The 12,238-nt window shown below is 57.0% G+C and carries 12 protein-coding genes; 3 read left to right on the top strand and 9 right to left on the bottom strand.

The features are described from left to right. Nucleotides 1-2 precede the first annotated feature (2 nt). A complete protein-coding gene (locus tag ACWGZX_RS01950) occupies nt 3-2,924 on the bottom strand; it encodes a multicopper oxidase domain-containing protein (protein WP_452628952.1) in 2,922 nt (973 codons plus the stop codon). Between the two features lie 643 nt (nt 2,925-3,567). Between ACWGZX_RS01950 and ACWGZX_RS01945 the strand changes: the two genes are divergently transcribed. Then, entirely contained in the window at nt 3,568-4,266 is a 699-nt protein-coding gene (locus tag ACWGZX_RS01945; RefSeq protein WP_452627065.1) for a response regulator, read from the top strand. Here ACWGZX_RS01945 and ACWGZX_RS01940 read toward each other — a convergent pair whose 3' ends face one another. Beyond that, a complete protein-coding gene (locus ACWGZX_RS01940) occupies nt 4,267-5,754 on the bottom strand; it encodes a sensor histidine kinase (protein WP_452628951.1) in 1,488 nt (495 codons plus the stop codon). Between the two features lie 372 nt (nt 5,755-6,126). Between ACWGZX_RS01940 and ACWGZX_RS01935 the strand changes: the two genes are divergently transcribed. Both ACWGZX_RS01935 and ACWGZX_RS01930 read left to right on the top strand, forming a co-directional pair. Next, nucleotides 6,127-6,402 (top strand): metal/formaldehyde-sensitive transcriptional repressor, encoded by a 276-nt coding sequence (locus tag ACWGZX_RS01935; RefSeq protein WP_223517604.1) that lies wholly within the window; start codon nt 6,127-6,129, stop codon nt 6,400-6,402. A gap of 8 nt (nt 6,403-6,410) precedes the next feature. Next, nucleotides 6,411-7,547: a nickel/cobalt efflux protein RcnA gene (locus ACWGZX_RS01930; RefSeq protein ID WP_452627064.1), complete on the top strand. Its 1,137-nt coding sequence runs from the start codon at nt 6,411-6,413 to the stop codon at nt 7,545-7,547. A gap of 134 nt (nt 7,548-7,681) precedes the next feature. Here ACWGZX_RS01930 and ACWGZX_RS01925 read toward each other — a convergent pair whose 3' ends face one another. From ACWGZX_RS01925 to ACWGZX_RS01895, 7 genes are all read right to left on the bottom strand, one after another. Continuing rightward, nucleotides 7,682-8,254 (bottom strand): chorismate mutase, encoded by a 573-nt coding sequence (locus tag ACWGZX_RS01925; protein ID WP_452627063.1) that lies wholly within the window; start codon nt 8,252-8,254, stop codon nt 7,682-7,684. Nucleotides 8,255-8,407: 153 nt separating this feature from the next. After that, entirely contained in the window at nt 8,408-8,770 is a 363-nt protein-coding gene (locus ACWGZX_RS01920) for a hypothetical protein (protein WP_452627062.1), read from the bottom strand. 174 nt (nt 8,771-8,944) lie between these two features. Beyond that, a complete protein-coding gene (locus ACWGZX_RS01915) occupies nt 8,945-9,373 on the bottom strand; it encodes a nuclear transport factor 2 family protein (protein WP_452627061.1) in 429 nt (142 codons plus the stop codon). A gap of 3 nt (nt 9,374-9,376) precedes the next feature. Continuing rightward, nucleotides 9,377-10,135, bottom strand: a complete 759-nt coding sequence (locus tag ACWGZX_RS01910) for an SGNH/GDSL hydrolase family protein (RefSeq protein ID WP_452627060.1) — start codon at nt 10,133-10,135, stop codon at nt 9,377-9,379. Nucleotides 10,136-10,329: 194 nt separating this feature from the next. Beyond that, the gene (locus ACWGZX_RS01905) at nt 10,330-10,731 is read right to left on the bottom strand and encodes a hypothetical protein (RefSeq protein ID WP_452627059.1); all 402 of its coding nucleotides are present in this window, start codon (nt 10,729-10,731) and stop codon (nt 10,330-10,332) included. A 156-nt stretch (nt 10,732-10,887) separates the two neighbouring features. Further along, nucleotides 10,888-11,580 (bottom strand): RES family NAD+ phosphorylase, encoded by a 693-nt coding sequence (locus ACWGZX_RS01900; RefSeq protein WP_452627058.1) that lies wholly within the window; start codon nt 11,578-11,580, stop codon nt 10,888-10,890. Beyond that, complete coding sequence (locus ACWGZX_RS01895; RefSeq protein ID WP_452627057.1) at nt 11,574-11,978, bottom strand: antitoxin Xre-like helix-turn-helix domain-containing protein; 405 nt, start codon at nt 11,976-11,978, stop codon at nt 11,574-11,576. The genes ACWGZX_RS01900 and ACWGZX_RS01895 overlap by 7 nt, the downstream gene beginning before the upstream one ends. Nucleotides 11,979-12,238: the final 260 nt, after the last annotated feature.

Here is a 12,238-nt window from a genome sequence, read left to right as displayed (position 1 = left end):
CGCTAGCCTTTGCCTTTACCTCCGCTGCCGCTGCCGCTGCCGCTGCTGCCGCTGCTGCTGCTGCCGCTGCTGCCGCTGCTGCTGCTGCCGCTGCTGCTGCTGCTGCTGCCGCTGCCACTGCTGCTGCTGCTGCTGCTGCCGCTGCCACTGCTGCTGCTGCCGCTGCCGCTGCTATCTTCCGGGTCATTGTTGACATTGGGCTGTGGCCCGACACCATCTCCCGTACGGAATGTTGGTAACGCAACCGAGGCCACGAATTTTACGCCGTCCCAGCTGGGCAATGGTGTGGGCATCAATTGGAACTGGCCCGGGTGCTCAGAGTCCCAGCGCAGGAGCATCGACGTGTCCTCATGCTGTGTGTTGTGGCAGTGCTCCATGTAGGTACCGGCAAACTCACGGATGCGTATGGCCATTTCGACATCGTCGAGGCTGTCGGAATCGCGGCCTACACGGTAGATATCTTTGCGCGCGCCTTTTTCCCATTCTGGCGGCGGTTTGCCACCTCGAGTGAGAATGATCCCTTCCTCGAAGTGCACATGCACCGGGTGAGTCCAGCCATTGCCGCCGTTCTGGATCTTCCAGATTTCCAGCGTGCCTTCACCCTTGAACCCTGCCGGTGTCGGGCCAGTGGCCAGTTGTGGCGCGGCTGAAATCCGCCGCGGGTCCATGCCGAAGCCTTCGCCGCCATCGGTCTTGATCGTCCAGGGCTTGAAATCCGTGCCATTGGAGCGGCCAAAGATAAAGGTGCGGTGCCGCGCCTGGGCAAGCCGGGCGATATCGGCAGGGTCATCACGGTTCAAAGGCAGGGGGATCATGAACCTGCCCTCGGGCTTGCCAGGTTTGGCGGGCTCGAAGTCGACCGGATTCATGCTCACGTCCTGGCCGGTGTAAGGCTGGACGTTCAGTTGCAGGAACAGGCCCACGCCCGGGTCACCGTTGACCCACTGTGGCCCGTGGCTGGTTTGCCTGACAACGGGCAGGTACTTCCCGGAGAGTACATCCGCCAATGGAATGTCGCGTTTGGGGCGCTTGCCGTCTTCATGCTCCTCGATGTTGACGAAGAAAATCTTGTCGCCTGGGTTGATGCCGTTTTTCGCGAAGTCGATGACGATGTCATAGCGTTCGGCAACGCCCAGCATCGGCAGAATGGCATTATGGTCCTGTGTGTCGCCGTCGCCATCGAGGTCCAGGCTGCCATCGAACGGCACCGCGTGCTCCATGATATTGCCGTCGTTGGCAATCATGTGGAACGGCACCCGGTTATAGGAAACCCCGGAGCTTTTCGGGCCAGGAAACTCGCCACCATTACCATTGACCTGACGCACCACCGCCAGCTTGAAGTAACGAGAAACCGATCCGTCGAGAATGCGGAAACGGTAGCGGCGGGCACGTACGTCCAGGAAGGGCTTGTACTCCCAGTTGGTCAGCACCTGGTCACCGAGAAAACCGTCGGTGTTGAAGGGGTTGAACCACAACTGGCCGGTCTGGTCCCAGGCCTTGTCGGCGATCGTCAGGTTGACGTCATAGTCGCGGTTACCCCACCCCAGTGCCGAACCGCTGGCCAAGCGCAGGTTGACCCCGTCGTCGACCGACTCGTTGCCACGGTCCACGGCGCTGTAGTAGTTCATCATCGTGGCATTGCCCTTGTAGACATTCTGCGCGGTGAAATCGAGCATGTGGTCGTGGAACCAGTGGCTGCTCATGGTTTCGCGCCAGTCGCCACGGATCTTGATGGTGCCGTTGTTGCAGGTCTTGAAGCCGGGGATGGCGTCGTTGACGAACAGGATCTCACCGGGGTCGCACGGGAATGCCGCACGCGGATCCTCAGCGCTGGTATTGATGGAGTCGTAACCGGCCAACTGGATCGGCCAGCGATAGTCGTAGTACTGACCCGGGAAGAAGAACGCGTTGGCAAAGCCGTCGCTTTCCGCGGGCGAGTGGCCGTTATGTTCATGGGTGGTGAGGGTGTGCAGGCCAAAGCCCCGGTTGGCCGATGGGTCAATGGGCAAGGCATCGTAATGACGCATCAGCATCGCTTGGCCATAGCGCACTAGAAGCAGTTTGGGCGGAAAGGTGCCGTCGAATGTCCACAACGCATTATGGTCCTGGACAGGGAAGTTGGGGTGGAACTGCACTTGAATGCCCTTGGTTGTGCCCTCGTTGGCCGGGTCGCCGCTGGTGTTGTGATAGAGCCCGCCTGGCGCAAATTCCCCCACGGCGTAGTTATGCCGTTGCATACGATCACGTAAGCCACTGTTGACGTGCGCGCCGGCTTGCACAGTCTTGAAGGCGTCGCGCGGGAAAAACTCATTGAAACGCTGGTGCGACCAGCCTTTTCCCGGTGGCCGGCCTTCTGCGGGCGAATCGACTCGTCGATTGAGGAAATCCTCGATCTGCGCCTTCCAGGGGTTGCGGTCCAGTACATTGGAGAACTCTGTCGGGAAGGGTGTCAAGGCTGGCTGCCTGAGAAAGGCGTCCAGCGCATCCGGCGACGGGCCGCTACGTGCCACCTTCAATGGATCTTGCGCCGGTGCGGGGCCCACCGTCGGGACCGGAAACGGAACAGGTGATGGCGGGTCGGTCGCATCCAGTTTGTTCGAGCCGAACTCCTCGAACAGTTCAAGCTTCTGCGAGAACGGTTGAGCCCCGAACACCGGGCTGGCATTACCGTTAGTGGGGATATTGAAGCTGGGTTGCAGATTGGGTGGCAGCACATTGTCGACCAAGGGGGTCTGGCGGTTTCCGGTCACACCATTGGGTAAGTCGAAGGCGCCGACGTTTGCGGGAGGCAGCTTGAGCAAGTCCCGCAATGCGGCGTCGGGGTCGGCGGGCGGATTGGTGAACGCCGATGGGTCGGTAGGAGGCGGTGGATCGGTGTTGTCGAGGGGGACTGCCTGGGTCTGGGACAAGCCCAGCCCCAACATGATCGCGGCAGCAGAGATACTCAGCGCCAGCCTGGTTTTTGACAAGGAACTAGGATTCAACCTTCCGGTATCCAGTTTCATCGCAAACACCTCTGACTGGTTTCTCGAAGCGCGTGGCAATACATGGGCAACGAGCCACTGCTTCTAGCCCAGCTGGCAAAACGTTTGATTTCGAGCCGGGATAGGGACGATGCATATTTCCCGCCAAAACTGACAGGAAGTGACTAATGGCTCTACGCCACGCCCCCCCCCTTGTCTGCTGGCTTTAAGCAGGCGTATGAGAAGCCAGGATGAAAGCCCCGATGACGGGGAATATCCCCCAATACAGGGTGCGATTGTGGGGGCTAAGCGAAGTTGTGCCTAAGCGTAGGAGGGCGGCTGTTGGTCGGATGAAAGATGGATCCGGGTTTTATGAAGCTGTCTTTTTTTGAGGTTTTAAGCGGCCTTTTAAAACAATGGGTTGGGGTATAAATGTATAGAGTCTTGTAATCATGATTGCTTATTGACGATCGACTTTTATCCGACCTAAGTCTGATATTCGAACGCCAGGAGCCTGGGAAACACGACTGGTGATCGGCATCATCCCGGGTTCCCTGCTATTAATGAATGATTGTTCGAGTGCTAATCCTTTCGGGAGCGCGTCATGAATCCATTCATTCGCATCGGCATTGCCGACGACCATCCGATGTTGCGTGAGGGCGTTGCCAATACATTGAGAAAACGGGCGGATTTTCAGGTCGTGGAGCAGGGCGCCAGTGCGCAAGATGCCAGGGATATCGCCCAGAGGGTGCGTCCGGATGTAATGCTGATGGACGTCAATATGCCGGGTGATGTTTTCGCCGCGGTGCGGTTCATTTCCACTGAACTGTCGGATGTGAAGGTGCTGATGCTGACGGTTTCAGAATCCGAAAATGACGCCTTTTTGGCGCTGGAGGCCGGCGCGCGAGGATATGTGTTGAAAGGTGTCAGCGGACCGGAACTGGTCCAGGCGATCAGGTTGGTTGCCAAGGGTAAAACGTATGTCACACCCGAGTTTGCCAACAAACTGCTGAATAACATCAAGAAACACGAAGCGGAAAATCACACGTTTGATCTGACCCATCGCGAGGAGGAGGTCATTCGTGAGGTTTCAAAGGGGCTGACCAATAGGGAGGTTGCGTCAAAGCTGTTGATCAGCGAAAAAACCGTCAAGCACCACATGGGCTGTGTGATGCACAAGCTGAACGCCCGAAATCGTGTCGAAGCGGTCACGGCCCTGCGGCATTACAGGGAGCGCGAAGCTGTGGGGCGACTTCACATCGGCGCAGGGAATACACCAATGGATGCCCAAAGCGGCCCCTGACTAGAGTTTGAACTGTGCATTGACCGACGTACCAGAGGCGCAGGAGTCGATGCTGAACAACCCGCCCAGAGATTCAACGCGATAACGCAAACCGGCGAGCCCCAACCGGGTTCTGTCGGATGTATCGAGCTGCATGGCGTCCGTCTCCATGCCCGGACCACTGTCCCTGACGCTGATATTCAATACCTGATCAATGTATTGCGCCTGGATGACCTGACCCTCGCCGTTGGCATGACGGTAAGCGTTGTTGAGGGTTTCTTGCACAAAACGGTACAAACAGAGTTTGAGCGGCAGCGGTGTGACCTTTGGCAGCGGCCCCAGGGTTAAGGTGACCCTGGTGCCGGTACGTTGCTCGTGCCGTTGCGCCACCAGTTGCAACTCTTCCACCAGGCTCAGGTCGTTGATTTCCGGAAGTGCCAGACCTCGTGACAAATCGCGGACCTCACGCAATGCGTCGGTGGCGGCGCCACGAATGGTTTCCATCGACTCTTGATCGACAGCCGAGCAGTTTTCGGCCAGGTCATCGAGCCGGATCAGAATCAAGGTCAACAACTGCGCCGGCCCATCGTGCAGGTCTGCGCCAATGCGCCGCAAGGTGAGCTCGTTGACCCGGGAAAACTCCTGGGTAGCCGTTGCCATCTTGCGCTGGAGTTCGGCATTGCTGATGTGCAAACGGGTTTGCTCCTGCAACCGTAAGCGCAGTGCAACTTGTTGTTGCTGGATAATCTTGTCACCGCGTCGCACGATGAAGAAAAGCAGCGTCAGCATTGCCAGCGTTGCGGCGCCCACGACCCCCCATACCTGCTGTCGGACCCGATTGATCTCGCGCTTCAGACTATCGGCCTTTTCATAAAATTCGCCCACCGCGATGATTTTTCCGGAGCTTGAATCCCGCAGGGGCGCGTAAATCTCATAGAGCGGCAGGTTGAGGTTGCGCTCGAACTCGTTCTCATCCTGGCTCAGGTCTTGAAGATCGGTGACCACTTTGCCCTTGAGTGCCTCGGTGATCTCATCCAGTGGGAATTTGCGGTTGGTGATGGCTTTATTCGTGCCGTAGATCACCGTTCCATCCGCTCGCCAGATCTTGATCGAGACAATGTGCTGTTTTAGCGAACGACTTTCCGTGAGGCGGTCCAGGAACTGGACACTTTCAGCCGAGAGGCCGTTTTCCCGGCCCATCTCCTGCACATAGGGCTCCAGAAACGTATCCATGTACTGAGCGGCTGCTTCTGCCGCGCTTTGTACCGCGGCACTTTCTATTCGTTCGCTCACAAGATTGCCGACGAAAAACATGGTCAGTCCCAGGATCACCGTAGCGGCAATGACAAACTGGGTCGAGCGACTCAGTTCGCGCGCCCGGACACTGATCCGTGTGCGCCAGACTCCATTGCGAACCACATCGGAAGCAGGGGTTGGTTCGACCAAAGCCTCAGTCTCCTGCGCGATAAAAGTCTCGTTTTCTGATTCGACTTTTGCATTTTTTACCATCGATTTGGTTCCCTGATCATCGTGATAATTCGGTTGGAAAACCCTGTAACTCAACGGATATCTGGAGTCTGGCATGTATCGGCTAAAGCGCTTGCCCCTCAATCAAAATGATATTTCGTTTCTTGACCAACAGGTTTCCTTTCCGACTTTATTAATAGCCACTGACTCTCATTGTTATGTTGGTGGGATTTTCTACGGGGTTACGTAAGTGAGCCATTCTTACCCGGATATCGATCGCCGCCTCACTCGCCGTGTACTTGATCCTCGGCCCGGCCTATTTCTTTACACCTGATGTGGCGGCCTGAACGCCTGGGGATTGCGAATCTCTCAATTGCAGGTGATCATGCGCCATATAGGTAGGGGGGGTATGGTATGGCGCACATTCACGGGCAAAAAGACGATCTATTGAAACGGGTAAAACGCATCGCCGGACAGGTTCAGGCGATAGAGCGAGCGCTGGAATCAGAGGCCGACTGCGCCAAGACTTTGCATCTCGTCGCGGCGACTCGCGGGGCCATGAACGGTTTGATGGATGAAATCATCGAAGCTCACGCGCATGCACATGTCGCCAATCCTGAACTGAGCGATGAGGAACGGGCCAAAGGCGTCGAAGAACTGCTCGAAGCCATCCGTCGCTATTCGAAATAGGTCCTGTCATGCCGAATTTTGCAGAACTGCTTCAACAGGGTGGCGCCCACGCGTGGCTCTATTTCCCCAGCGCGATACTGCTGGGGGCCTTGCACGGGCTTGAGCCCGGGCATTCAAAAACCATGATGGCGGCGTTCATCGTGGCCATTCGTGGCTCGGTCAAACAGGCGGTGTTGTTGGGTCTGGCCGCAACGCTGTCGCATACGGCGGTGGTCTGGCTGGTCGCTATCGGTGGCATGTATTTGGGCAAGGGGCTGGATGCTCAAACCACCGAGCCGTATTTCCAACTCGCATCCGCTGCACTGATTATTTTGATAGCGCTCTGGATGCTGTGGCGCACCTGGCGTGGCGAACAGATGTTCAAGTTCGAGCAGGGTGAAGATCACCACCACGGCGAACATGACCACGGTCAACACGATGAAACCCAGCGTATCGATACCGGTCATGGCCGTGTCGAGCTTTCGATTTTCGAAGCCGGCATGCCACCGCACTGGCGCCTGAAAGCATTGAGCGGGCATGCCTGGGGCGCTGCGGATGTCCGGGTGCTGACGACGCGTCCGGACGGCAGCACCCAAGCGTTCTCATTTATTGAGCATGACGGTTTTCTGCAATCGACGGCGGACATTCCCGAACCCCATGAATTCAGCGTTCGCTTGAGCCTTGGACACGCCGGGCACTCTCACGACTACGACCTGGAATACCTGGAGCATGATCACGGGCATTCGCACGCGGAACTGGAAGGCCTGGAATTGTCGGTTGATGGTTATCAGGATGCGCATGAACGTGCCCATGCCAATGACATCCGCAAGCGCTTTACCAATCGTGAAGTGACCACCGGCCAGATCATCGTGTTCGGTTTGACGGGAGGGTTGATTCCTTGCCCGGCGGCCATCACCGTTTTGCTGCTCTGCCTTCAGGTCAAGGAAGTCGCCTTGGGTGGCGCACTCGTCTTGTGCTTCAGTATTGGTTTAGCAATTACGCTGGTATCGGTCGGCGCGGCGGCAGCCATTGGCGCCCGTCAAGCGACCAATCGCTGGCCATGGTTGGGTGCGGTTGCGCGTCGGGCACCTTATTTGTCCGGTGCGTTGATAATCGGCGTGGGCTTGTATATCGGCATTCATGGCTGGATCGGGTTGAACGCTTAAGACGCTTTGCATGGGCGCGGATCTGTTTCATGCACGAAAAAGCCCGGCTGATCAGGCCGGGCTTTTCATTGAGTACCGCGTTAATGCCATGCATTTGATGCCGATGAAGGATGCATCAGCTCGGGGTTCACCAGTCATTGAGCGGTGACACACAGTTCCCCGGTGGCGCGGATCAGGGCCTGACCGTGCAGTTGATCCTTGATCAGGCTGGCTCGCTCGGTCCCCAGCCAGTTTGGGCAGTTGGGGTCATTGCGATAGGGCACGAAGTCGGCGTATTGCTGCAGCAGGCGGTGTTGCAGCTCATCCAGTTGTGGCCTGATTTGATTGATGAGGTCCGGCCGTGGAGTGTCTGGCGCCTTATCCGCCGCGTGCCATTGAGCGAACAGGCCGTATTGCACCAGCTTGTTGGCTTCGATTTGTGCGGCGATCAGCTCGGCAAACTCGTCCGAATTCAGCTTCCGGCTCACGGCAATCTTCCTGGCATTGTCGATAAGCTGCGTTTCCCGGGCCGTGTCCTGGATCGGTTTGCCACTGTCCCATTTGGTCAACGCCACCAGATCAGCAATGTTCAAGCGCTCGTTGATCGTCACCAGCAGTGGTAACAAGCTATCGGGCGCAGGGGAGGGTGTACCGGCCTGGACGCCGCCAGCGAATAAACCGAACAGGGCGCAGCTCAGCAGGTGCGGCAAGCGTAGGGAGTGGAGCATGGGCAAACCTCATTGAGCGCAAAATTCACAATCAGGTCTTATGTACCACAGGTGCTGCAGAGGCTTTAAGTGGGGGCTGGTTTATTTTGTGCACGAAAAAGCCCGGCTTGTTTGGCCGGGCTTTTCGTTGAGTACTGCGGTAGAACCCTTCACTTATACCGCACGGCTTTCGATCAGACGGTCGGAGCCACCTTCGGCGACGCGGTTCTGCATCAGGCGGTCGGAGCCATCAGCGGCTACACGGTTTTCGATCAGACGATCTGAACCACCTTCGGCAACTCGGTTCTGCATCAGGCGGTCGGAGCCATCAGCGGCAACGCGATTCTCGATCAGACGGTCAGAACCATCAGCGGCAACGCGATTCTCGATCAAACGATCCGAACCCCCTTCAGCCACACGGCTTTCAATCAGACGATCCGAGCCGCCTTCAGTGACAACAGGTTGAGCAGAGGTAGCGGCAAAAGCGTTAACTGCGAAAACCGAGAAAGCGATGCTGAGGAGGGTTTGGCGTTTCATGATTGAGTGCTCCGGGGTGTTGTGGGGTGGTATGGAGCTGATGTTACGCCCGGGATTTTTTATGAGAACTTCATTGAGTTGATGGTGACTATCGATGTCGGCAATGGATCACCACGCCGCACTTGAGTTCCGGGCGTCTAAACGGCGGGAAGCCAGGAAATGCAACGTACTGAATCAGCCTTTACTGGCCGCCAGATACGCGCCAAGGCGTTGTCCCATTTGCTCGCCCAAGGCTTGCAAACCGCTCAAGGGACGGACCGTTACCTCAAACTCAACGATTTTTCCTTGTTCATTGAAGCGAATCATGTCGATGCCCTTTAACTGTTTGCCGCCCACGTTGGCGCTGAATTCCAGGACGACGTTCAACCCGTCTGCCGTCGCCAGTTCGCGGTGGTAGGCAAAGTCCTCAAACACGTTGACCACGGTGTTGAGAATCATCGAAACGACGACCGCGCCCGGATAAGGCGTGTGAGCCATCGGCGAGCGGAACACTGCTTGCGGGTCCAGCAAGTCGGGCAAGGCGCTCAAGTCAGCCGTGCGGATCATCTCGTGCCATTGCTTCAAGGAGGCCGCAGCGTTGGGATGCAGGTTCAGTTCAGACATTTTCTACTCCTGTATTTTTATTGTGGGTTCTGCAATGTCGAAAGGCGTGGTGTTGCGAAAGCGTTGGTCAATGACCGCCGCCGCATCGTCCGCCCACTGACTGTATATCGCAGGACCCGGATGGAAGCCATCCCGTGCCATCGAACCCGTCACGGGGGCCAACCGGGTCGTCAGCAGCGTGCAGTGATCGATGCGCGCCACCAACTCGGCAAGACGCGTGTTGAAACCACTGGCCCTGCGCCCCAGGTACCAACGCAGCGGTTGCGGCAGCGCTGGAAACAGGTGCATGGGCGGAAGAGGGGACACCACGATCTGCCTCACCGCGTACTTGCTGCGCAGCAGGTCCATCAACTGATCTTGGCGAGCGACCCACTCGTCAGCCGCCAATGTACTGGTGACATCGTTGACGCCGATAGACACCAGTGCCACATCGAAGGATTCTGGAGCGCTGCCGTCGAGCAGCTCCAGCAGCGCTTGCGAATCAAGCCCGGACCTGGCCCAGAGTTTCCAGGACACCTGGTAATCATTGGCCAACTGGCTGACCAGTTGGCCGCTGAGTGCTTCGTCCTGAGTCGATACCCCAACGCCTGCGGCGGCGCTGTCGCCCACAATCAACAACCGCAAGGCCACGCCGCTGCCGATCATGCCTTGGCGCTCGCCCTCGGCCTCCGGCAGTCTGGGCGTTACCCATCGGGTGTAAACGCCCTGCATGAGCAACAAGGGACCGAGCAGAATTTTGGCCAGCGCTTCAGTGAGGTTCATGCAGGGGTGCCGTGTTGAGGGCCATGGTTATCTGGAGAGTTCGTCGTCGAAAATGCTTTCGATGGACCGAGTGCTAACCGTTGTCAGCGATATATGTATAACGCCAGCGCGGCGAGTGCATCAAAAATAGCTCAAGAAAAAGCCCGGCTGATCAGGCCGGGCTTTTCATTGAGTACTGCGCTAATGCCCTGCATTTATGCGGCGCGGCTTTCAATCAGACGGTCGGAGCCGCCTTCGGCAACGCGGTTCTGCATCAGGCGATCTGAACCATCAGCGGCTACACGGTTTTCGATCAGGCGATCAGAACCATCAGCGGCCACACGGTTTTCGATCAGTCGGTCAGAACCATCAGCGGCCACACGGTTTTCGATCAGGCGATCAGAACCATCAGCTGCCACACGGTTTTCGATCAGTCGGTCAGAACCATCAGCGGCTACACGATTTTCAATCAAACGATCCGAACCACCTTCAGCCACACGGCTTTCAATCAGACGATCCGAGCCGCCTTCAGCGACCACGGGTTGAGCAGAAGTAGCGGCAAAAGCGTTAACTGCGAAAACCGAGAAAGCGATGCTGAGAAGGGTTTGGCGTTTCATGATGGTGTGCTCCGGGGTGTTATGGGTTGGTATGGAGCGGATGTTACGCCGAGGATTTTTTATGAGAACTTCATTGAGTTGATGGTGACTATCGATGCCGGCAATGGATGCATGCGGCCCCCGTTTTTCATACGTTCCACCGCAGCCAGTTCGCATTCACGCTTCACTGATCTTGCTGACACTGGTGATCTGACCATTCCAGATCATCTCGTAATGAGCCGTCTGAACAATCGATGCAACCGGTCGCGGCGTCATCAGCGCCCAGCAATAACTACCTTGCATACGCACCGAGCGGTAACGAATACCGGGACATCCTGCTTCTTTGATCGATCTGCCCAATTGACGGGAATGCGTGTAATCGTCCGGCGCATAGACAGGATCCGTCAGCGCAATGGACGTAGCATCTTTCATCGCCACGTCCACAAAGGAACAGGACAGCCCACGAAAAACGAAGCGCTCATAGTTCAGGTTGCGAACCTTCGACCAATACAGACTCTGGTGATGCCGCACTTCAGCCAGTGCCGTTTCCATGGAGTCCGCCAGGTACAACACCCCAAAGCTGCCATCGCTGAACCGCGAACCCGTCGGGTTGACGTGAGTAAAAGGCGCTATCGCGTAAGAGCAACCAGGAATTCCGAATGGGATCTGATCTCGCGCAATCAACTCGAGACGACCCACTTCGTTATGCAGTCGGGGATTTGTCAGCGCCTGTATCTGATACAGCACCTCAAACTCGTCCGCGTCTGCCACGTCATCAAACAGCGCAATCGGTGGAAACTTCGAATTGACCAATCGGTAGGCCTGTAACTGCTCGCCGGCAAGCGCTGCCAGTTCGCTCACCCTCACCATTGCGCGCCCCGCAGCACATCAATGCGCCGAAAGGTTTCATACAGAGAAATCATATCGCCCTGGGACATGATTTCGAGCGGGGAGCGCCCATTGAAAAACTCGTTGTCGTTAGCCATCGACGGGAAACCGTAGACGTTTTCCGGATTATCGAAGACCAGGCGCAGCGTAGCGTGGATGTTGAGCACAAAACTGATGCGCTGCATCTGATCCGCGTCCAGCGCCACCGCCCATTCGGGATCGCGCTGCCGGGCGCGGGTGTAGGTGCTGCGGGAAATGCGCAGGATGCGACAGGCCTGATCGCTGGACGCGGACCATTTTTCGAGTATGCCGACTGCTGCACGCAAGCCAGTTACACACTGGGTCTTGGTGAATGCTTGTTCCTGAAGGGGGACTGCCATCTTCTAGATCTCAATTGATCCGCAGACTCAAAAATACATAGTTTGGGTCTACAGATCAATAGTGCATCGAGTAGCCATTCGATTTCCTCGAGACTGGGTTCCCCTACGGGCAGGCTGCGCAACACCTGCTCAACATTCGTCACTTGGTGGTGACTCATGAGTTCGTCAAACAGTCCCACCAACAACAGCAGTCGATAATGCCCCGAAGGACGTGGCGCCTGGCAACCGAGCACCGCTCTCGCTTTCAAACAGGACTGACA

This window comes from Pseudomonas sp. CLCA07, assembly GCF_053615335.1.
The sequence above is the reverse complement of the archived record's forward strand: the minus strand, read 5'-3'. Positions and strand labels throughout refer to the sequence as shown.

What these genes read in the sequence shown, in the direction of transcription:
- ACWGZX_RS01940 (WP_452628951.1), bottom strand. Translation starts at nt 5,754, where the DNA reads ATGGTAAAAAATGCAAAAGTCGAATCAGAAAACGAGACTTTTATCGCG.
- ACWGZX_RS01915 (WP_452627061.1), bottom strand. Translation starts at nt 9,373, where the DNA reads ATGTCTGAACTGAACCTGCATCCCAACGCTGCGGCCTCCTTGAAGCAA.
- ACWGZX_RS01950 (WP_452628952.1), bottom strand. Translation starts at nt 2,924, where the DNA reads ATGTTGGGGCTGGGCTTGTCCCAGACCCAGGCAGTCCCCCTCGACAAC.
- ACWGZX_RS01895 (WP_452627057.1), bottom strand. Translation starts at nt 11,978, where the DNA reads ATGGCAGTCCCCCTTCAGGAACAAGCATTCACCAAGACCCAGTGTGTA.
- ACWGZX_RS01900 (WP_452627058.1), bottom strand. Translation starts at nt 11,580, where the DNA reads ATGGTGAGGGTGAGCGAACTGGCAGCGCTTGCCGGCGAGCAGTTACAG.
- ACWGZX_RS01945 (WP_452627065.1), top strand. Translation starts at nt 3,568, where the DNA reads ATGAATCCATTCATTCGCATCGGCATTGCCGACGACCATCCGATGTTG.
- ACWGZX_RS01925 (WP_452627063.1), bottom strand. Translation starts at nt 8,254, where the DNA reads ATGCTCCACTCCCTACGCTTGCCGCACCTGCTGAGCTGCGCCCTGTTC.
- ACWGZX_RS01910 (WP_452627060.1), bottom strand. Translation starts at nt 10,135, where the DNA reads ATGAACCTCACTGAAGCGCTGGCCAAAATTCTGCTCGGTCCCTTGTTG.
- ACWGZX_RS01920 (WP_452627062.1), bottom strand. Translation starts at nt 8,770, where the DNA reads ATGAAACGCCAAACCCTCCTCAGCATCGCTTTCTCGGTTTTCGCAGTT.
- ACWGZX_RS01930 (WP_452627064.1), top strand. Translation starts at nt 6,411, where the DNA reads ATGCCGAATTTTGCAGAACTGCTTCAACAGGGTGGCGCCCACGCGTGG.
- ACWGZX_RS01935 (WP_223517604.1), top strand. Translation starts at nt 6,127, where the DNA reads ATGGCGCACATTCACGGGCAAAAAGACGATCTATTGAAACGGGTAAAA.
- ACWGZX_RS01905 (WP_452627059.1), bottom strand. Translation starts at nt 10,731, where the DNA reads ATGAAACGCCAAACCCTTCTCAGCATCGCTTTCTCGGTTTTCGCAGTT.